Here is a 19,828-nt window from a genome sequence, read left to right on the forward strand (position 1 = left end):
GCTGTTCCGGAGAATTTCACTCGGCGGCCTGAACGTGCCGGGCGTCGATGATCGCCCTTATCTCCGAGCGGCACGACCCGCAGTTGGTTCCGGCGCGCAGCGTCGAGCCGATCGCCTCCAGACTGTCGCAGCCCGCAGCGACCGCCGAAGCGAGCTGGTTGACGCCGACGTGGAAGCATGAGCACACGACCCGCCCGATGGCGGGCATCGGCGCTGGTGAACGCCCGGAAAGAAGCGCATGGCGATCGCCTGCCGACAGCGGCTGGCGGGTGGCCAGCAGCGAGACCAGCCAGTCCCGCGTCGGCAACTGGTCTGGAGCGGCGATCAGCACGGCCTCAGCCATGGCGCCGCCTTCGTCGATCGCAGCGGCGCGATAAGCGAGCCCGCGGCGATCGGTGTATTCGAGCAGTTGATCCTGCCGTTGAACGCCGAGCAGCTTGCGCGCCAGAAGAATGCCCTGGTCCGGCGGCTCGGTCCCCGTCAGTTCGTAGACCCAGCCGCCTTCGACCGCGTAGCGGCTCCAGTGGACGAAACCGGTCGGCCTGAGGTCGCGCCGCGTGATGAGCACGCCGGCCCATCCAGTGTTTTCGCGCACGATTCTGACTGGGACATGCTTCAGTTCCGGCTGGCCGGAATGCGGGTCGGTGACAGGCGAGGACAGCAGGCCGGTGGCGGCCCTGGCCGCGAACTGGCTGCTCCAATGCATGGGCATGAAGGCATGGCCGCGCCGCTGCGCGTTGGTCACACGTACTCTCGCGCGCACGAAACCGAAGCGCGTCGACAGATGGGCAAGGTCACCATCCTTGAGCTGGTGCGCGGCCGCATCCGCCGGATTGAGGTCGACCGCCGGTTCCGGCGTGTTGGCCATCAGGCGCGGCACGGTGCCGGTACGCGTCATGGTGTGCCATTGGTCGCGCAACCGGCCCGTGTTCAGCGCAAGCGGATAGTCCGCATCGACTGTAAACGCCGTCGCCTCCTGCCGCACCGGCACGAAACGCGCACGGCCGTCCGGTGTCGGGAAACGACCGTCCGCAAACAATCTCGTCTGGTACTCGCGCGATTCTGGTGCCGGCCAGTGGCGCGGCGCGAAGCCGGCATAGCCCGCATCGCTGAGGTCCATCAGTTCGCCCAGATCGAACAAGCGCCCCCCATTGTTCTCGAAAGCCGAGAGCGCGGCATGCTCGCGGAAGATTTCGGCCGCCGTCTGGTAGGCAAAAGCATCGCCGAAGCCCATGCGCGCGGCGACCTCGCAGATGATGCGCCAATCGGCTTTCACTTCGCCCGGCGACGGCACGAACGGCCGCTGACGCGAGAGGCGCCGTTCCGAATTTGTGACCGTGCCGTCCTTCTCGCCCCAGGCAGCGGCGGGCAGCAGCACGTCGGCATAGCGCGTGGTGTCGGTGCGGGTCACATCCGAAACCGCGACGAAATCGCATTTGGACAGGGCGGCGCGCACGCGCGACGCGTCCGGCATGCTCACCGCGGGATTGGTGCCCATGATCCACAGCGCCTTGATGCGGCCGTCGGCAACCGCCTGGAACATGTCCACGGCCTTCAGCCCGCCGCGTCGCGCGATTCCGGGCGCCTTCCAGAAGCGGGAGACCCGCTCGACAGCGGCCTGATCCGCGAAGTCCATGTGCGCGGCAAGTTGGTTGGCGAGGCCCCCCACCTCGCGGCCGCCCATGGCGTTCGGCTGGCCCGTGACCGAGAACGGCCCCATGCCTGGCTTGCCAATGCGGCCGGTGGCGAGGTGGCAGTTGAGGATGGCGTTGACCTTGTCGGTTCCATGTGCCGACTGGTTGACGCCCTGGCTGTAGACGGTGACCGTCCGTTCGGTGCCGGCGAAGATCTCATAAAAGGCCTGGACATCCGTGGCCGCCAGCCCGCAGCCTTTTTCGACGCGCGCGACCGACGGCGCATCGGCACCGGCCAGCGCGGCAGCGGCTTCGAAGCCCGATGTGCTGGTGCGGATGAAATCCGCGTCGATCTTTCCGCTCTGGACGAGATGCGCCAGAAGGCCGTTGAACAAGAGCACGTCCGTGCCCGGATCGAGCGCCAGATGCAGGTCGCATTCGTCGGCCGTGGCGGTGCGGCGCGGATCGATGACGACGATCCTGGTTCCGCGTTCGCGCTGCGCCGCAAGCATGCGCTGGTAGAGCACGGGGTGGCACCATGCGGTGTTGGAGCCGGTGAGCACGATCAGATCGGCGTGCTCGAAATCCTCATAGACACCGGGAACGATGTCCTCGCCGAAAGCGCGGCGGTGGCCGGCGACCGACGAGGCCATGCACAGCCGCGAATTGGTATCGATATTGCCCGAGCCGATAAAGCCCTTCATCAGCTTGTTGGCTACGTAGTAATCTTCGGTAAGCAACTGGCCGGAGACATAGAAGGCAACCGAGTCCGGCCCATGCTCGGCAATCGCACGCGAGAATTTCGCGGCGGCGAGGTCGAGCGCTTCGTCCCAACTCGTCTGCCTGCCTTGGATTTCCGGCTGAAGCAAGCGGCCCTCGAGGCCGAGCGTTTCGCCAAGCGCGGCACCCTTAGAGCAAAGGCGGCCGAAATTGGCCGGGTGCTCGGGATCGCCGCGGACGGTTGCCTTGCTATCCGCGGCGATCTCGGCCACCACGCCGCATCCCACCCCGCAATAGGGGCAGGTGGTCCTCACCTCGCGTGCTTCTTCCATGGCTCAGGCCGCTTTCGAGGCCAACGCTTCGAGCGCAATGAACAGCCGTTCGCCTTCGATCCTGACCGGGATCGTCCTAACCGAGCCTTCGTCGGCGCCGAGCGCCTTGCCGGTCTCCAGCGAGATCACCCAATTGTGCAGCGGGCAGGTCACCGCCGCGCCATGGACGATGCCCTGGCTGAGCGGCCCGCCCTTGTGCGGGCAATGGTCTTCGATCGCAAAGACCTGGTCATCCGCGGTGCGGAAAACCGCGATCTTGCCTTGCGGGGTGGCCACGCAACGCGCGCCGCGGCGAGGGACGTCGGAAACGGAGCCGATTGCGATCCAGTTCATTGGGGCACTCCCGTATTTGCTTGATAGGCGAGCGTCCAGGATGGCGCGAACTTCTCCATCACTCGGCCGCCTCGGCGAACCCGACCGAGGCCAGCGGCCGGAACTCGTGCTTGTCTTTGCCGGAGACGCGTTCGGACCACGGGTCGACCTGCGCGAATTTTTGCGAAAAGACGAAGCGCTCGAAGTAGGCGCGGCGCTTCTCCACGTCCTCCAGGACCTGCTTTTTGATCTCGGCGGCACCGACGCGCTTGGCCCATTTGTAGATGCGCTCGAGGTAGCGGGCCTGCTCGCGATACATCTGGACAAGCGCCACGATCACCTCCACCGCTTCGTCCTCGGTCTTCACCAGACCGAGCACTTCGGTGCCCTTGATGTCGAGGCCGGCGGCGCCAGCGAAGTGGATCTCGTAGCCAGAATCGACGCAGACCACGCCGACATCCTTGCAGGTCGCTTCGGCGCAATTGCGCGGGCATCCCGAGACCGCCATCTTCACCTTGGCCGGGGTCCAGGAACCCCACATGAACTTCTCGATGCGGATGCCCAGCCCCGTCGAATCCTGGGTGCCGAAACGGCACCAGTCGGAGCCGACGCAGGTCTTCACCGTGCGCAGGCCCTTGGCATAGGCATGACCTGAGACGAAGCCAGCCTTGCCGAGATCGGCCCATACCGCAGGCAGGTCCTCCTTGCGGATGCCAAGCATGTCGATGCGCTGGCCGCCGGTCACCTTCACGGTCGGGATGTCGAACTTATCGACCACGTCGGCGATGGCGCGCAATTCGCTCGCGCTGGTGACGCCGCCCCACATGCGCGGCACGACCGAATAGGTGCCGTCCTTCTGGATGTTGGCGTGCACACGCTCGTTGATGAAGCGCGACTGATAGTCGTCGGCATATTGGTCCGGCCAATCGCAGACCAGATAGTAGTTGAGCGCGGGCCGGCACTTCGCGCAGCCGCAGGAGGTCTTCCATTCGAGCTCCTGCATGATGGCCGGTATCGTTTTCAACCCCTTCGCCTTGATCAGGCGCCGCACGTCGTCATGACCGAGGCTCGTGCAGCCGCACATGGGCTGCACGGCCGCCGGATTGTAGGCCTCGCCCAGCGTGAGTTTCAGGAGTTGTTCGACGAGACCCGTGCACGAGCCGCACGAAGCCGAGGCCTTGGTGTGGGCGCGCACGTCGTCGAGCCCGGTCAGCCCTTTGCCGGTGATCGCGCCGGTGATCTTTCCCTTGCAGACGCCGTTGCAGCCGCAGATTTCCGCATCATCCGCCAGTGCCGCAACGGCCGCCAAAGGGTCCGAGGAAGCGCCTCCCTGGAATGCCTGGCCGAAGATCAGCGTGTCACGCATCTCCGAGATGTCGGTCGCCTTCTTCTTCAAATCATTGAACCAGGCGCCGTCGGCGGTCTCGCCGAACAGCACCGTGCCGATGATGCGGTTGTCCTGCAGCACGACCCGCTTGTAGATGCCGGCGGATGCGTCGCGCAGGATGATCTCCTCGCGGTCGTCGCCGTCGGCAAAGTCGCCGAGCGAATAAAGGTCGATGCCGGTGACCTTGAGCTTGGTCGGCGTGTCGGAATGGACGAAGCGCCTGTCCTCGCCGTTCGCCAGCCCGGCTGCCGCCACTCGGGCCATCTCGTAGAGGGGCGCGACCAACCCGTAGACATGGCCGCCGACCTCGGCGCATTCGCCGAGCGCCATGATCGCCGGATCGGATGTCTGCATGCGGTCGTCGACGACGATGCCGCGATTGACTTCCAGCCCTGCGTCCTTGGCCAGCGCGATATTCGGGCGGATGCCGACCGCCATCACGACCAGCGTCGCCGGAATGATCGTGCCGTCCATGAGTTCGACGCCCTCGACTTTGCCATTGCCGACAATGGCCTTGGTGTTGGCCTTGGTCATGACCTTGATGCCGCGCGCCTCGACGGCCTTCTGCAGCAGATAGCCGGCAGCCGGATCGAGCTGGCGCTCCATCAGTGTCGGCATGACGTGCAGGACGGTCACGTCCATGCCGCGCTCTTTAAGCCCGGCCGCCGCTTCAAGGCCGAGCAAGCCGCCGCCGATGACGATCGCCTTGGCGCGCGACTGCGCGGCAAGCAGCATGGCGTTGACGTCGTCGAGATCGCGGTAGCTGAGCACGCCCGGCAAGTCCTTGCCCGGCACCGGGATGATGAACGGCACCGAGCCGGTGGCGATGATCAGCCTGTCGTAGCCTTCGGTCACGCCGTGGTCCGAGGTGACGGTCCTCGCGTCGCGGTCGATGGCGACGATCCTGTGGCCCTTGTAGAGGGTGATGCCGTGCTTGATGTACCAGCCGTCGCCATGGATGACGATTTCCTCGAACTCCTTCTCGCCCGAAAGCACCGGCGACAGCATGATGCGGTCGTAATTCACGCGCGGCTCGGCGTTGAAGATGGTGACGGCGTAGCGGTCGGGTGCAGCTTCCAGCAGGTGCTCGAGCATCCTGCCGGGGGCCATGCCGTTGCCGATGATGACGAGTTTCTCGCTCATGTCCGGTCAGCTCCGATCTATTCGGCGGCGTAGGTGAGGGGCGCGGGCTTTACGGCGGCCGCGCGCTCCATCCGGCGGATGGTGGCGTGCATCCAGAGAAGGCACGAGACCACGATGACGAACAGCAGCATGAAGCAGCTCGACCAGACGCCGGTGAGGTCGTTCAGCGCGCCGAAGGCGATCGGCAGGATGAAGCCGCCGAGGCCGCCGATCATGCCCACCACCCCGCCGACCGCGCCGACGCTCTGCGGGTAGTAAACGGGGATGTGCTTGTAGACGGCGGCCTTGCCGAGGCTCATGAAGAAGCCGAGCACGCAGGCGACGGCGATGAAGGCGAGCGGGCCGATCTCGACATGGAACGGGATCGGCCCGCTGATACCGCGCACGACGTAATCTGCCGAGGGGAGAGACAGAACGAGGGTCGCGACGGCAGATACGGCGAAGGTCCAATAGAGCACGGTACGGGCGCCGATGCGGTCGGAAAGCACGCCGCCATAAGCGCGGAAAATGCTTGCGGGGATCGAATAGGCGGCCCCAATCATGCCGGCGGTGGCGATGCCGAAGCCATAGACGCCGATCAGATAGCGCGGCAGCCAAAGCGACAGCGCCACGAACGCACCGAAGGAGAAGAAGTAGTAGAAGGCGAAGCGCCAGACCTGCAGGTTCTTCAGCGGCGCGAATTCCTGCCAGAAGCTTCTCGCCGGTACTGCCTTACCGGCACGGCGCTCGCGGATAACCGGATCGTCGCTGGTCATGAACCAGAACACGCCGGCCATGACAACCAGCGCCGCGGCCCAGATCAGCGCGACCGACTGCCAGCCCCAGGCAATCAGTACGAGCGGCGCCAGGAACTTGGTGACCGCAGCGCCGACATTGCCAACGCCGAAGATGCCGAGAGCCGTGCCTTGTTTGCGCGCGGGGAAGAAGCGCGAGACATAGGCGACGCCGACCGCGAAGGAGCCGCCGGCAAGCCCGACGCCGAGCGCCGCGACCAGCATCTGCTCATAGGTGTGTGCAAAGGCGAGCAGGAAGGTCGCGACCGCCGCCGCGAGCATGGTCATGGTGTAGACCAGCCGGCCGCCGTAGCGGTCGGTCCAGACGCCGAGCACCATGCGCACGAGCGAGCCGGTGAGGATCGGCGTGCCGACCAGCAGTCCGAACTCGGTCTCGTTCAAGCCGAGCTCCTGCTTTATGCGCACGCCGATGATGGAGAAGATCGTCCACACCGCGAAGCAGACGGTGAAGGCGATGGTGGAGATGACGAGCGCCTGCCGGGAGCTACTGTCCTGGCTGGGCGCGGCTTGGAGGTTTGCGGTCATGGTCGGCTCCGTTTGCGGCGTGGGAGGCACCGCGTGTTGTGTTGATCAAAGGCTCGGCATCGGTCAGCGCGCCGAGGCTGGGACCTGCGCGGTGACTTGCGGACCCTTGGCCTCTCTGTCGTGATTGGTGGGAAACAGCAGAAGCGCGGCGGCGAACAGCACCGCCGTCAGGATGCTGCTCGCCAGGAAATCGCGGCGGGTGAAGTCCTTCAGGGAAGCGCCAGTTCCGATCCGTTTCGTCATCGTCGTCTCCGTTCGGCGCCGCCTGGGATCGGCGCCTTCGATTGCGTTTCGGTCCAAAACAAAAAAGCTGCCGGCCAGGCTTGTCGCGTCCGTACATCCGGGACACGCGTCGACCTGAGCGGCAGCTTTGCCTGTGGCGCCCGCCATTGGACGCCTGTTCTATTGCCCGCGAGGGGCGCGATTATCTTAAAGCACGAAGCGTGCCAGTTTTGCGTGGAAGACGGATTTCTAGGAGAATCAAAGCGCTAGGCGCTTCAGGCGCCGGCCCGGCCGAGCCGAGACACGGTGAAACGTTGATCAACGGAGCGGGCAGGGCGCACAAATTTTGTGCAATGCACAAGAATGGCGCGCAAATGATCAGTCGCGATTCTGGGCCGCGATGTAGGCATCGATCCGATCGGGATCGAAGATCTGGCCGTCGAAGAATCCGTCCGGGCCGAGCACAAGGCTCGCCCCGGCCGAGCCGACCGGCGTCGCGGTCTTCAGCGCGCCTTCCACTTTGGCGTTGGCGCCGGGCAGGGCCACGCCGAGCGGCTTCAGCGCCGAGCGGTAGAGATCGGGCCGGTAGCAGTCGCGGGCGATCGCCAGGTTTTGCGGCGTATGCGGCAATTGTCCCCAGCGCACCATCTGCGTGTAGAACCAGAGCGCATGGCTCTTCCAGGGAAAGTTCGCCGCCTTGTCGAAGGTCAGGAAGAAAGCCTCAACGCTGCGCTCCGGGCCGCCGCCGAGCTGAAGTCGCCCGGTGAGTGCCGGCATCTGGATCGCCTCCGGCTGCCCGAGGAACGCAGGCTTGGCCATCAGCGCGGCCAGCGCGCCGCGGTTCACCGGATCCTGGCACCAGCGCGCGGAGTGATGCAGCGCTCTCAGCAGCGCCGCCAGCGCGTCGGGGTTTTCCTCGGCCCAGCTTCTGCGCGCGCCGATCACCTTTTCCGGGCTGTTGCGCCACAGCAGCGCCTTGACGGTGACGATGCGGCCGGTGCCGGCGGCGACGGCGGCACTGTTCCAGGGCTCTCCGACGCAATAGCCGTCGATGCGGCCGGCGGAGAGCGCATCGGCCATGAAGGGCGGCGGCACGATGACGATCTCGACATCGCGGTCGGGATCGATGCTGCAGGCGGCGAGCCAGTAGCGCAACTCGTAATTATGCCCGGAATGCGGATGGACGACGGCGAAACGCAAAGGCTCGCGGCCGGCGGCCGCCCGCTCGCGGATGAGAGCGCCAAGCGCCGTCCCGGCGCGCGCCGGATCGAGATCGGGCGCGGCCCCGTGCGCCGACATGCCTTGCCACACCGCATTGGAGACGGTGACGCAGTTGCCGCCAAGCCCGAGCGAGAAGGGCACTATGGTCTCCGAGGCAAGCGGCGTGAGGCCGAGGCTGCAGGCGAGCGGCATCGGCCCCAGCATATGTGCCACGTCGAAATGGCCGATGGCGATGCGGTCTCGGATGTTGGCCCACGAGGTCTCGCGATGCAGCTTGAGCTCGATGCCTTCGCGGGTGGCAAAGCCCATCTCGCCGGCTGCTACAAGGACGGCGCTGTCGAAGAGCGGCATGAAGCCGGCGGTGATCTGGTGCGCGGCAGTCTTGCTCATTCGCCCTCCAGCGGGCCCAGCAATCCCGCCGCCGTCACCAGGCTCTGGGCGATGTCGGCGATCTTGCGGTTCTGGTTCATGGCGGTCTTGCGAAGAAGCGCGTAAGCGGCCTCCTCGCTCAAGCCGCGCGACTTCATCAATATGCCTTTGGCGCGATCGACGACCTTGCGGTTCTCGAGCTCGCTGCGCGCCTCCTCCAGTTCGCGCGCCATGCGCGAGAAGGCGTTGAAGCGGCTGATCGTCATGTCGAGAATCGGCTTGATGCGCTCCTTCTTCAGCCCGTCGACCACATAGGCGGACACGCCGGCTTCGACCGCCGCCTCGATCGAGGCCCGGTCGGAGCGGTCGACGAACATAGCGATCGGCCGTTTCACTGCTCGCGAAAGCTGGAACATGTTCTCCAGCATGTCGCGGTTGGGATTTTCGAGATCGATGACGATGACATCCGGCTCGATCTCGGCGATGCGCTTGGCAATGCCGGCCACGTCATGAACAACGGTGACATGGCGATGGCCGGCGTCCCGCAATCCGGCCTCAATGATCGAGGCGCGGATGCGGTTCTCGTCGATAACAAGGATGGTCAACGAACCAGCGGACATGCGCCCTATTGTGCAGCCCGGCCGGAATTGTGCAATGCGGTAGCGTGGTCCGCGGCGACTTTCCCACGCCCAAACGCCGCCGGCCAGTCGCCGATATTCGAAGCTTCTAATTTTCGAAGGCAGGTTTTTCGCTAGGCCAAAAAGGTCAAAAACGTATCAGTCGGCGCGGCGTGGCGAGGTGGCGCACATCCTTGGCCGCCGCTATCCTGACCCTAGATGAGCCGGAACAAACGGCCGCGGTTCGAAGGCTGGCACAGCCTGCGGGAGGAATCGATGGGACCCGATCTGGAAGTCATACAGATAAGGCCTGGCGAGTCGTTCGCGGTGAGGTGGCATGGCTATCCCTACCATACGGTGCGCTGGCATTTTCATCCGGAATACGAACTGCACCAGATCGTCGCGACCAAGGGCCGCTATTTCGTCGGCGACTTCATCGGGGAGTTCGAGGTCGGCAACCTCGTTCTCACCGGTCCGAACCTGCCGCACAACTGGATCAGCGAGGTTCCGGAAGGTCAGTCAGTTCCGCTGCGCTGCAGGCTGGTCCAGTTCAGCGAGGAATTCATCGGCGGCGCGATCGTCACTTTTCCCGAGCTTGGCGCGGTCTCGCCACTGCTCGAGCTCGCGCGGCGCGGCGTCCTGTTCAGCGCCAGTGTGAGCAGGGCGGTCATGCCGTTGCTGGCGGAGATCACTCATGCTTACGGCGTTCACAGGATCAGCCTGTTCATGTCGATCATGGAGGCGCTGAGCCGCGAAACTACGCCGCGCGTGCTCGCCAGCGAGAACTATCTGCCGGACCCGTCCGGATACATGTCTGCGGGCATGAACCAGGCGCTCGCCTATATCCGCGAGAACCTGACCCAGCAATTCAACGAAGGCGATCTGGCGGCAATCGCGGGACAGACGCCGAGCGCCTTCTCGCGCTCGTTTCGCAAGCATACCGGCATGTCGCTGCTGCAGTACATCAAGCGGCTGCGCATCAACCTCGCCTGCCAGATCCTGATGAGCGACGAAGAGGCGCAGATCTCGGACATCTGCTTCGAGGTCGGCTTCAACAATCTGTCGAACTTCAATCGCCAGTTCCTGGCCGAGAAGGGCATGCCGCCTTCGCAGTTCAGGAGATTGGTTGCGGATAATTTCGCGGCCGCGCGCGCCGCATAGAAAGGAGTTCGGGAGGAGAAACAAGCCTTAGACAAGAACCAGGACGAAGCGGTGGGTCGCGCAAGCGAACCAGCGATGGACGAGTATTTCCTCGTGTCATGCCAGCGGGAGGAAGCCGTGAGGCTGCTGCACGAGTTCACTGGACTTCCGATGGGGTGCGCGAGCAGCATCCGCGGCTCGATGTCGAAGTCCGTTTAGATCACACAATGGGAATTGGAGAAGACCTTATGTCCAGATACGTGTCCAGATTGACAGCAGCCGCGATGGCCGTCTCGAGCCTCGCTCTTGGGGCGACTTTTGCCAATGCGCAGGATATCGCCGGCTCCACGGTCGCGTTCCTGATGCCCGACCAGGGCTCGACGCGTTACGAAGAGCATGATCATCCGGGCTTCGTCGCTGAAATGAAGAAGCTTTGCGACAGCTGCAAGGTGCTCTATCTCAATGCCGACGCCGACGTCACCAAGCAACAGCAGCAGTTCAACTCCGTCATCACCCAGGGCGCGAAGGTTGTCGTGCTCGACCCGGTCGATTCCGCGGCGGCGGCCTCGCTGGTGCACAATGCGCAGGCTCAGGGCGTCAAGGTGATCGCCTATGACCGTCCGATCCCCACGGCCAAGGCCGATTTCTATGTATCGTTCGACAACAAGGCCATCGGCAAGGCGATCGCCGCCTCGCTGGTCGAGCATCTCAAGGCCAAGGGCGTGTCGAGCGACGGCGATGTCGGCGTGCTGCAGATCAACGGCTCGCCGACCGACGCCGCGGCGGGCCTGATCAAGGACGGCATCCATGAGGGTCTCAAGACCGGCAGCTACAAGACGCTCGCCGAGTTTGACACGCCGAACTGGGCGCCATCGAATGCCCAGCAATGGGCGGCGGGACAGATCTCGCGCTTCGGCAACAAGATCGTCGGCGTGGTCGCCGCCAACGACGGCACGGGCGGCGGCGCCATTGCCGCCTTCAAGGCAGCCGGCGTCGATCCGGTGCCGCCGGTGACGGGCAACGACGCGACGATCGCCGCCTTGCAGCTCATCATTGCCGGCGACCAGTACAACACTATCTCCAAGCCGAGCGAAATCGTCGCCGCGGCGGCGGCAAACGTTGCTGTGCAGCTTCTCAAGGGCGAGACTCCGAAAGCCGAGACAACGCTATACGATACGCCCTCGCAACTCTTCGTGCCGGCGGTGGTGACGCAGGAGAATTTGAAGGCCGAAATCATCGACAAGAAGATCCAGACCGCAGCCCAGCTCTGCACCGACCGCTACGCCGAAGGCTGCAAGAAGCTCGGCATTCAATAAGGAGCGATGCGGCTGAAGCCGCATCGTCTCCCAGAAGCGATGCGGCCCAAGGGTGCATCGTCTTCGAGGAGCGAGGCGGCGGAGCCGTATCGTCTCCAACAGCGATGCGGCGCAGCCGCGTCGCCTGCGATATGCTCGGCTGGCCCCGTCAGGGCTGAGAGCTGTGTGTCCGGCCGCTACCTCCTGGCGGCCGGACAGATCGACCAAAACGCGGGAAGAGAGACACGCAATGGCAATACCCGACGCACCGCCCACGACGAGCCGTCCGCCGGTGCTTAGCCTGCGCGGCATCTCGAAGAATTTCGGCGCGGTGTCGGCTCTCACCGACGTCGATCTCGACATCAATGCCGGGGAAATCGTCGCCCTGGTTGGCGACAACGGCGCCGGCAAGTCGACGCTGGTGAAAATCCTGGCCGGCGCGCATATGCCGAGCTCGGGCTCGATCACTTTCGACGGCCAGCCGGTGACGCTTGCCAATCCCGCCGCGGCGCTGAAGCTCGGCATCGCCACCGTCTTCCAGGATCTCGCGCTCTGCGAAAACCTCGACGTCGTGGCCAACATCTTTCTCGGCCGCGAGCTTCATCCGCTTCGCCTCGACGAGGTCTCGATGGAGGTCCGCGCCTGGACACTGCTCAACGAGCTCTCGGCACGGATTCCCAGCGTGCGCGAGCCGGTGGCGTCGCTGTCGGGCGGGCAGCGGCAGACGGTGGCGATCGCCCGCTCGCTGCTGATGGAGCCGCGCGTGATCCTCCTCGACGAGCCCACCGCCGCACTCGGCGTCGCGCAGACCGCCGAAGTGCTGAACCTCATTGAGCGCGTGCGGGATCGCGGGCTGGGCGTCGTCATGATCAGCCACAACATGGAGGACGTGCGCGCCGTGGCCGACCGCATCGTGGTGCTGAGGCTCGGCCGCAACAACGGCATCTTCCTGCCCGGCGCCTCCAATCAGGAGCTGGTCACCGCGATCACCGGCGCCGACGACAATGCGGTCTCGCGGCGCGGCAGGCGCACGGCCGAGAAGGCGCAAGGAGAACAGCCATGACCACGGCGTCCGACCGCAATCCCGGCGCGCTGCTCGATCGCAGCGACGAACGGCTGAAGGATCGCAGCGGCGCGAAGGGCGCCATCAGGGGCTTCCTCGACCGCGTCCGCTCCGGCGATCTCGGCTCGCTGCCCGTGGTGGTCGGGCTGGTTTTGATCTGCACCATCTTCCAGACGCTCAACCCGGTATTCCTGTCGCCGAACAATCTGGTCAATCTTTTGTTCGACTGCTCGACCGTCGGCATCATCTCGCTCGGCATCGTCTGCGTGCTGATGGTTGGCGAGATCGACCTGTCCGTCGGGTCCGTCAGCGGCCTGGCCTCCGCGCTGCTCGGCGTGCTGTGGGTGCAGTGGGGCTGGCCGGTCGCGCTTGCCATGCTGGCGGCGATGGCGGTCGGGTTCGTGACCGGCTGCGTCTACGCGCTGCTGCTCAATAGGCTCGGCATGCCAAGCTTCGTCTCGACGCTGTCGGGCCTGCTCGCCTTCCTGGGATTGCAGCTCTACATCCTCGGCCCGACGGGCTCGATCAACCTGCCTTACGATTCGCCGCTGGTGAATTTCGGACAGCTGCTCGTGATGCCGCACTGGGTGTCGCACACTTTGGCCGTCGTGCCCGGCGTGCTTGCCCTGGCTCTCGGCTATCGCAAGGCGCAACGCCGCCAGGCCGCCGGCCTGTCATCGCGTTCGCTCGGCGGGCTGCTGCTCCAGGCCGTCGCGATCACGGTCGCGCTCGAACTGGTGGCTTACTACCTCAATCTGTCGCGCGGCGTGCCCTGGATGTTCGCGTTGTTCGTCGGCCTGGTCGTGGCGATGAACTATGCGCTGAAGCGCACCCAATGGGGCCGCTCGATGACCGCTGTCGGCGGCAACCGCGAAGCGGCGCGTCGCGCCGGCATCAATGTCCGGCTGATCTACGCCAGCGCCTTCGCGCTCTGCGCCACGCTGGCGGCGACGGGCGGCCTGCTCTCGGCAGCACGCCTGGCAACCGCCAGCCAGCAGGCCGGCACCGGCGACGTCAATCTCAACGCCATCGCGGCGGCCGTCATCGGCGGCACCAGCCTGTTCGGCGGCCGCGGCAGCGCCTATTCGGCGCTGCTCGGCATCATCGTCATCCAATCCATCGCAAGCGGCCTGACGCTGCTCGATCTGTCATCCTCGCTCCGGTACATGATCACCGGCTGCGTGCTGGCGATCGCGGTCATCGTCGATTCTCTCGCCCGCCGCTCGCGTGTTTCACACGGCCGCGCCTGAGGCCTATCGAAGAGGATCGCAATGTTTGAAAGTCTTTCCGGCAAGGTTGCCGCAATCACTGGCGCTGCCTCGGGCATCGGGTTGGAATGCGCCCGCACCATGCTCGCAGCCGGCGCGAAGGTCGTCCTGGTCGACCGGGCCGAGGACCGGCTTCAGGAACTTGTCGCGGAGCTCGGCGACAATGCTTATGCCGTCGTCACCGACCTGCTCGATCCGGCGAGCGTCAACTGCATGATGCCCGAGATCCTCGAAAAGGCGGGCCAGCTCGACATCTTCCATGCCAATGCCGGCGCCTATGTCGGCGGGGAGGTAGCGTCGGGCGATCCCGACCAGTGGGATAGGATGCTCAACCTCAACGTCAACGCCGTGTTCCGCACGGTGCACGCCGTGCTGCCGCATATGATCGAGCGGAAGAAGGGCGATATCATCGTCACCAGTTCGGTGGCCGGCTTCGTTCCCGTGGTCTGGGAGCCGATCTACACCGCCTCGAAATTCGCCGTGCAGGCATTCGTCCATACGGTTCGGCGCCAGGTGCTGAAGCACGGCATTCGCGTCGGTGCAGTCGCTCCCGGTCCGGTGGTGACGGCGCTGCTCAGCGACTGGCCAAAGGCCAAGATGGAAGAAGCGCTCGCCGCCGGCAGCCTGATGGAGGCGAAGGAAGTGGCGGACGCCGTGCTGTTCATGCTGACGCGACCGCGCAACATCACCATTCGCGACCTCGTCATCCTGCCGCAGAGCGTGGACATCTGAGCGGCTCGCCGACCGGCCCTCGCAGAACGGAACCGCCGCCATGATCCTCGACCGCTTCCGACTGGACGACAGGGTCGCGCTGGTGACCGGCGGCACGCGCGGCATCGGCCTCGCCATCGCGAAGGCGCTCGGCGAAGCCGGCGCACGCGTCGTCGTTGCGGGCCGGACGATGAAGGATGATGCGCGGCAGGAACTCGCGGGCCTCGCCTTCGACTTTCACGCCGCCGAGATGCTGGACGAGAAAGCGCCGGACAGGCTGGTCGCCGACACGCTCGCCAAGGCCGGCCGCCTCGACATCCTGGTCAATAGCGCCGGCATCGCCATCCATGGCGACAGCGGCGACTATCCGGAGGACATCTGGCGGCAGACGATGGCGATCAATGTCGATGCCGTCTTCCGCTGCTGCAGGGCGGCGCTGGCGCCGATGCGGCGCCAGGGAGGCGGCGCGATCCTCAATGTCGGCTCGATTTCCGGCATCGTCTCCAACATTCCCCAGAACCAGGTTGCCTATAACAGTTCCAAGGCGGCGGTGCACATGATGACCAAGAGCCTCGCCAGCGAGGTGGCGGCCGATAACATCCGCGTCAACGCCGTCGCGCCCGGCTATATCGAAACGGACCTTTCGCGCGGCGGCATCGAGAATCCGGAATGGTTCCCGATCTGGCGCGGCATGACGCCGATGGGCCGCGTCGGCCAGCCGGAAGAAGTTGCGGCGGCCGCACTTTTCCTGTGCTCTCCCGCCTCAAGCTACGTGACCGGCGAGGTGCTGGTCATCGACGGCGGCTATACAACACGCTGAGATGGCGCTGAGCTTAGGGCGCTGAGACAGGAGAATTGCCATGAAACTCAAGGACAAGGTCGCCGTCGTCACTGGCGGCGCGCAAGGCATCGGCGCAGCCATCGTGCGCGGTTTCGCCGCCGAAGGCGCCCATGTCGTGATCGCCGATATGGCACTAGACAAGGCGGAAGCGCTTGCGCGCGAGCTCGAAGGCAAAGCTACCGCTCTGCAACTCGACGTGCGCGACCTCGCCTCGATCGAGGCGATGGTCGCTTCGGTGTCGAGGACGCATGGCGGGATCGACATATTGGTCAACAATGCCGCCGTCTTCGACATGGGGCCGCTTCTCGAGATTTCGGAGAAGAGCTTCGACCTGCAGTTCTCGGTCAATGTGAAAGGGCTGTTGTTCACGCTGCAGGCGGTGGCCAAGCGCATGGTCGCCCAAGGGCGCAAGGGGAAGATCATCAACATGGCCTCGCAGGCGGGACGGCGCGGCGAGGCGCTGGTCGCCGTCTATTGCGCCACCAAGGCCGCCGTAATCAGCATCACGCAATCGGCCGGCCTTGCGCTGATCAAGCACGGCATCAACGTCAACGGCATCGCGCCTGGTGTGGTCGACACACCGATGTGGGACCAGGTCGACGCCCTGTTCGCGCGCTACGAGAACCTGCCGATCGGCGAGAAGAAGCGGCAGGTCGGGCTGGCGGTGCCGGCGGGGCGCATGGGCGATCCCGACGATTACCGGGGTGCGGCTGTCTTCCTGGCATCGAGCGAGGCCGACTACGTCGTGGCGCAGACGCTCAATGTGGACGGCGGCAGCTGGATGAGTTGATTGGCCGAAGCTCGAGGCCCCGCCTGCGACAATCGGGCAGGAACGATCTGGCGGCTGACGCATTTTGGTTCCCATCAACCATTTGAGGGAACCATGCGCATCGCTCATGTCGCGCCGCTCTACGAATCCGTGCCGCCGAAACTATATGGCGGCACCGAGCGGATCGTGTCCTATCTCACCGAAGCGCTGGTGGAAGTCGGGCACGAAGTGACCCTGTTCGCCAGCGGCGACAGTGAGACCTCGGCGCGGCTGGTGCCCGGCCGCGACCAGGCGATCCGTCTCGATCCGCGGCCGAAAAAGTCCGAGATTGCGGCGCATATGGCGATGCTTTGCCAGGTGCGCGAGCGGGCGGACGAGTTCGACGTCATCCACTTCCATCTCAGCCATTTCGTGCATTTTCCATTCTTCGAACACATGGCGGGGCGAACGGTGACGACGCCGCATGGCCGGCTCGACTATGTCGACCTGGCGCCGGCCTACAAGCGCTTCCCGCGCTTTCCGATGATCTCCATCTCGCACAGCCAGAAGCGCGGATTGCCCGACGCCAACTGGCTGGCGACGATCCATCACGGGATTCCGGTCGATGCGTATCAGCCCACCTACGATCCCTCGGCCGAGGAACCCTATCTGGCTTTCCTGGGCCGGCTGTCTCGCGACAAGCGCCCGGATCGAGCGATCGAGATCGCGCGGCGTTCCGGTTTGAAACTTAAGCTGGCGGCCAAGATCGGCGATGACGATCGCGCCTATTTTCACGACGAGATCGAGGCGCTCATCGACGGCGACCGGGTCGACTATGTCGGCGAGATCGCGGAACACGAGAAGGCCGAGTTTCTCGGCAATGCCGCGGGCCTGCTGTTTCCCATCGACTGGCCGGAGCCGTTCGGCCTGGCGCCGATCGAGGCGATGGCTTGTGGCACGCCGGTAATCGCCTGGAACTGCGGCGCCCTGCCGGAGCTCATCGACCAGGGCGTGACCGGCTTTGTCGTGGACTCTGTCGATGATGCGGTCGCTGCAACGCCGGCCCTGCTCGAACTTGACCGACGGCAGGTGAGGACGGTCTTCGAAAAGCGGTTTTCAGCCACCAGGATGGCGCGCGACTATCTTGCCGCCTATATGCGCCTGATCGGCATCCAGGAGGCGAGAGCCTCCTGACCGGCATTCTCTTTTGGGCGGGGCAAGCGAAGAGGTGACGAATGACGCAGCTCGACGAGCGCAAGCTCGATCCCGCCGTAGCCCTTGCCTCGCTCGACGAAACAGCGCCGCGGGAGCCTCACCGGCTGTTCGCGCTCAAACAGGGCGATTGTTTCGCGGTCACCGACGCCTATGGTGACATCAGGGGCGCCGGCGACGGTTTCTTTCGCGACGACACGCGCGTTCTTTCCGAGTTCCGCCTGACGATCGGCGGCAGGCCGATGTCGCTGCTCGGCGCCTCGCTCAGCCAGGACAATGTTCTCTTCACCAGCAACCTTACCAACTTGCCGATACAGAGCGCCGCCGGCCGCGACATTCCGCAAGGCGCGATCCATATCGAGCGCGTCAGGCTGATCTGGCAGGACAGGCTATTCGATCGCATCACGCTTTCCAACTACAGCCGCGAGCATTCGACCATCGCCATCTCCTTGCATTTCGCCGCCGACTTTCGCGACATGTTCGAGGTGCGCGGCTCGACACGGCCGAAACGTGGAACGGTCCATCTGGCGAAGACCGACAAGGCGTCCGTTATGCTCGGCTATGACGGTCTCGACGGCCTGCCGCGCCAGTCGGCAATCTCCTTCTCGCAAGCTCCCGACCAACTGAGCGACAGTCGTGCCGACTTCCTGATCGCGGTGACCAAGCGCAGCAGCAAGGTGCTTTATGTCGAAGTGGGACCGGAAGTTGCCGAAACGCCCAATCGCGACCGGTTCCGGGCCGCTGCCGCACGCGCGCGTTTTGCCACGCGCGCCAAGCGCCGGCATGGCGCCACCGTCCACAGCTCCGGTCGCGTCTTCAACGATTGGGTCGAGCGCGCCCGCGCGGATGTCGCGTTGCTTACCACCGAGCTTCCTACCGGGCCTTATCCTTATGCCGGCATCCCGTGGTTCTCCACGGCCTTCGGCCGCGACGGCGTGATCTCCGGCTTGCAGATGCTGTGGCTCAATCCGGGTCTCGCGCGCGGCGTGCTGGCGTTCCTTGCCGAACATCAGGCGACGGAAACGTCGCCCTTCATCGATTCCCAGCCAGGCAAAATCATGCATGAGACGCGCAAGGGCGAAATGGCGGCGCTGCGCGAGCTTCCCTTCGGCCGCTATTATGGCGGCGTCGACACGACCCCGCTCTACATTCATCTCGCCTGCGCCTATGCCGACCGCACCGGCGACATGGCCTTCATCGACACGCTCTGGCCATCGCTCAAGGCGGCCGCCGAGTGGACGGAAGAGGCAAGCCGGGCAACGGGTTTCGTCACCTACCAACGCGCGGCGGAGTCCGGCCTCGCCAACCAGGGCTGGAAAGACAGCGTCGACTCGGTCTTCCATGCCGATGGCCGCATGCCCAAAGGACCGATCGCGCTGGTCGAGGTGCAAGGCTATGTCTTTGCCGCTTATCGCGGCCTTGCCGCGCTCGCACGCCGCCGCGGCGAGTTTGCCGATGCCGAACATTGGGAGAACCGCGCCGAGGAAATGCGGATCGCCGTCGAGCGTGACTTCTGGATCGAGGATCTAAACTTCTACGCCATCGCGATCGACGGCGAAGGCCAGCCCTGCAAGGTGCGAACGTCAAATGCGGGGCATCTGCTCTATGCCGGGCTGCCGCAGCCGGAGCGTGCCAAGATTGTCGCCGATCAATTGCTGTCGGCTTCCTTCCATTCCGGCTGGGGACTGAGGACGCTTGCAGACGACGCGATCTTCTTCAACCCAATGTCCTACCATAACGGCTCGATCTGGCCCCACGACACGGCGCTCTGCGGTGTCGGCCTGTCACGCTATGGAGAGCGGGAAAGTGTCGTGCGGCTGATGAGCGGCACGTTCGAGTCGGCCGTGCACTTCAACATGCGGCTGCCGGAATTGTTCTGCGGCTTCACCCGGGCGCCAGGCGAGGCGCCGATCGCCTATCCTGTCGCCTGTCTGCCGCAGGCCTGGTCGGCAGGCTCCACCTTCATGCTGATGCAGGCCTGCCTCGGTCTGGAAATCGACGGTTGGAAAGGCGAGTTGCGCGTCACCCGCCCACGGATGCCTATCGGTATCGACACGCTCACGCTCCGGCATCTGTCCGTCGGCAATAAGACTATCGACCTCACCTTCCAGCGTGTCGGGGACCGCGTCGTTGCCTTCCTCGCCGATCGGCATGAGGGCCTGGTGCCGCTGATTGTGCGGACTTAGACGGGTCGATTGCGCAATTCCGGACGGAAAACCGTTACGAGAGCGGAGTTCCGCAAATGCATCCGGCAGTCGAAAAATGTCGGAACCG

Annotated in this window: 16 protein-coding genes; 9 read left to right on the forward strand and 7 right to left on the reverse strand. The window is 64.9% G+C overall.

What is annotated here, in order from left to right; translation table 11 throughout:
- Positions 1 to 16 precede the first annotated feature (16 nt).
- From CK218_RS26535 to CK218_RS26565, 7 genes are all read right to left on the reverse strand, one after another.
- Positions 17 to 2,686: a nitrate reductase gene (locus CK218_RS26535; RefSeq protein WP_095829415.1), complete on the reverse strand. Its 2,670-nt coding sequence runs from the start codon at positions 2,684 to 2,686 to the stop codon at positions 17 to 19.
- A 3-nt stretch (positions 2,687 to 2,689) separates the two neighbouring features.
- The gene (gene nirD / locus CK218_RS26540) at positions 2,690 to 3,019 is read right to left on the reverse strand and encodes a nitrite reductase small subunit NirD (protein ID WP_095824989.1); all 330 of its coding nucleotides are present in this window, start codon (positions 3,017 to 3,019) and stop codon (positions 2,690 to 2,692) included.
- A gap of 58 nt (positions 3,020 to 3,077) precedes the next feature.
- A complete protein-coding gene (nirB, locus tag CK218_RS26545; RefSeq protein ID WP_095829416.1) occupies positions 3,078 to 5,528 on the reverse strand; it encodes a nitrite reductase large subunit NirB in 2,451 nt (816 codons plus the stop codon).
- Between the two features lie 17 nt (positions 5,529 to 5,545).
- Complete coding sequence (locus CK218_RS26550) at positions 5,546 to 6,847, reverse strand: nitrate/nitrite transporter (protein ID WP_095829417.1); 1,302 nt, start codon at positions 6,845 to 6,847, stop codon at positions 5,546 to 5,548.
- Positions 6,848 to 6,910: 63 nt separating this feature from the next.
- Positions 6,911 to 7,090: a hypothetical protein gene (locus tag CK218_RS26555; RefSeq protein WP_095829462.1), complete on the reverse strand. Its 180-nt coding sequence runs from the start codon at positions 7,088 to 7,090 to the stop codon at positions 6,911 to 6,913.
- Positions 7,091 to 7,447: 357 nt separating this feature from the next.
- Positions 7,448 to 8,680, reverse strand: a complete 1,233-nt coding sequence (locus CK218_RS26560) for a CmpA/NrtA family ABC transporter substrate-binding protein (protein ID WP_095829418.1) — start codon at positions 8,678 to 8,680, stop codon at positions 7,448 to 7,450.
- Positions 8,677 to 9,279: an ANTAR domain-containing response regulator gene (locus tag CK218_RS26565; protein WP_066992153.1), complete on the reverse strand. Its 603-nt coding sequence runs from the start codon at positions 9,277 to 9,279 to the stop codon at positions 8,677 to 8,679. The genes CK218_RS26560 and CK218_RS26565 overlap by 4 nt, the downstream gene beginning before the upstream one ends.
- A gap of 273 nt (positions 9,280 to 9,552) precedes the next feature.
- Between CK218_RS26565 and CK218_RS26570 the strand changes: the two genes are divergently transcribed.
- From CK218_RS26570 to CK218_RS26610, 9 genes are all read left to right on the forward strand, one after another.
- Entirely contained in the window at positions 9,553 to 10,437 is an 885-nt protein-coding gene (locus CK218_RS26570) for an AraC family transcriptional regulator (RefSeq protein WP_095829463.1), read from the forward strand.
- 227 nt (positions 10,438 to 10,664) lie between these two features.
- Positions 10,665 to 11,732: a sugar ABC transporter substrate-binding protein gene (locus tag CK218_RS26575; RefSeq protein WP_066992156.1), complete on the forward strand. Its 1,068-nt coding sequence runs from the start codon at positions 10,665 to 10,667 to the stop codon at positions 11,730 to 11,732.
- Positions 11,733 to 11,961: 229 nt separating this feature from the next.
- Positions 11,962 to 12,774 (forward strand): ATP-binding cassette domain-containing protein, encoded by an 813-nt coding sequence (locus CK218_RS26580; RefSeq protein ID WP_066992159.1) that lies wholly within the window; start codon positions 11,962 to 11,964, stop codon positions 12,772 to 12,774.
- Positions 12,771 to 14,024, forward strand: coding sequence for an ABC transporter permease (locus tag CK218_RS26585; protein ID WP_066992162.1), 1,254 nt, complete (start codon positions 12,771 to 12,773; stop codon positions 14,022 to 14,024). Before CK218_RS26580 ends, CK218_RS26585 begins: the two co-directional genes overlap by 4 nt.
- 21 nt (positions 14,025 to 14,045) lie before the next feature.
- Positions 14,046 to 14,774, forward strand: coding sequence for an SDR family oxidoreductase (locus tag CK218_RS26590; RefSeq protein ID WP_095829419.1), 729 nt, complete (start codon positions 14,046 to 14,048; stop codon positions 14,772 to 14,774).
- A gap of 40 nt (positions 14,775 to 14,814) precedes the next feature.
- Positions 14,815 to 15,573 carry a glucose 1-dehydrogenase gene (locus CK218_RS26595; RefSeq protein ID WP_095802296.1) on the forward strand — a complete coding sequence of 253 codons (759 nt, stop codon included), beginning with the start codon at positions 14,815 to 14,817 and terminating at the stop codon, positions 15,571 to 15,573.
- Positions 15,574 to 15,613: 40 nt separating this feature from the next.
- On the forward strand, positions 15,614 to 16,384 hold the full coding sequence (locus tag CK218_RS26600; RefSeq protein ID WP_095829420.1) for an L-iditol 2-dehydrogenase: 771 nt from the start codon (positions 15,614 to 15,616) through the stop codon (positions 16,382 to 16,384).
- A 93-nt stretch (positions 16,385 to 16,477) separates the two neighbouring features.
- Positions 16,478 to 17,536 carry a glycosyltransferase family 4 protein gene (locus CK218_RS26605; RefSeq protein ID WP_095829421.1) on the forward strand — a complete coding sequence of 353 codons (1,059 nt, stop codon included), beginning with the start codon at positions 16,478 to 16,480 and terminating at the stop codon, positions 17,534 to 17,536.
- A 41-nt stretch (positions 17,537 to 17,577) separates the two neighbouring features.
- Positions 17,578 to 19,740 carry an amylo-alpha-1,6-glucosidase gene (locus tag CK218_RS26610; protein ID WP_095829422.1) on the forward strand — a complete coding sequence of 721 codons (2,163 nt, stop codon included), beginning with the start codon at positions 17,578 to 17,580 and terminating at the stop codon, positions 19,738 to 19,740.
- Positions 19,741 to 19,828: the final 88 nt, after the last annotated feature.

Origin of the sequence: Mesorhizobium sp. WSM3879 (assembly GCF_002294915.1) — a bacterium.
GTDB lineage: Bacteria > Pseudomonadota > Alphaproteobacteria > Rhizobiales > Rhizobiaceae > Mesorhizobium.

What these genes read in the sequence shown, in the direction of transcription:
- CK218_RS26535 (WP_095829415.1), bottom strand. Translation starts at nt 2,686, where the DNA reads ATGGAAGAAGCACGCGAGGTGAGGACCACCTGCCCCTATTGCGGGGTG.
- nirD (WP_095824989.1), bottom strand. Translation starts at nt 3,019, where the DNA reads ATGAACTGGATCGCAATCGGCTCCGTTTCCGACGTCCCTCGCCGCGGC.
- nirB (WP_095829416.1), bottom strand. Translation starts at nt 5,528, where the DNA reads ATGAGCGAGAAACTCGTCATCATCGGCAACGGCATGGCCCCCGGCAGG.
- CK218_RS26550 (WP_095829417.1), bottom strand. Translation starts at nt 6,847, where the DNA reads ATGACCGCAAACCTCCAAGCCGCGCCCAGCCAGGACAGTAGCTCCCGG.
- CK218_RS26555 (WP_095829462.1), bottom strand. Translation starts at nt 7,090, where the DNA reads ATGACGAAACGGATCGGAACTGGCGCTTCCCTGAAGGACTTCACCCGC.
- CK218_RS26560 (WP_095829418.1), bottom strand. Translation starts at nt 8,680, where the DNA reads ATGAGCAAGACTGCCGCGCACCAGATCACCGCCGGCTTCATGCCGCTC.
- CK218_RS26565 (WP_066992153.1), bottom strand. Translation starts at nt 9,279, where the DNA reads ATGTCCGCTGGTTCGTTGACCATCCTTGTTATCGACGAGAACCGCATC.
- CK218_RS26570 (WP_095829463.1), top strand. Translation starts at nt 9,553, where the DNA reads ATGGGACCCGATCTGGAAGTCATACAGATAAGGCCTGGCGAGTCGTTC.
- CK218_RS26575 (WP_066992156.1), top strand. Translation starts at nt 10,665, where the DNA reads ATGTCCAGATACGTGTCCAGATTGACAGCAGCCGCGATGGCCGTCTCG.
- CK218_RS26580 (WP_066992159.1), top strand. Translation starts at nt 11,962, where the DNA reads ATGGCAATACCCGACGCACCGCCCACGACGAGCCGTCCGCCGGTGCTT.
- CK218_RS26585 (WP_066992162.1), top strand. Translation starts at nt 12,771, where the DNA reads ATGACCACGGCGTCCGACCGCAATCCCGGCGCGCTGCTCGATCGCAGC.
- CK218_RS26590 (WP_095829419.1), top strand. Translation starts at nt 14,046, where the DNA reads ATGTTTGAAAGTCTTTCCGGCAAGGTTGCCGCAATCACTGGCGCTGCC.
- CK218_RS26595 (WP_095802296.1), top strand. Translation starts at nt 14,815, where the DNA reads ATGATCCTCGACCGCTTCCGACTGGACGACAGGGTCGCGCTGGTGACC.
- CK218_RS26600 (WP_095829420.1), top strand. Translation starts at nt 15,614, where the DNA reads ATGAAACTCAAGGACAAGGTCGCCGTCGTCACTGGCGGCGCGCAAGGC.
- CK218_RS26605 (WP_095829421.1), top strand. Translation starts at nt 16,478, where the DNA reads ATGCGCATCGCTCATGTCGCGCCGCTCTACGAATCCGTGCCGCCGAAA.
- CK218_RS26610 (WP_095829422.1), top strand. Translation starts at nt 17,578, where the DNA reads ATGACGCAGCTCGACGAGCGCAAGCTCGATCCCGCCGTAGCCCTTGCC.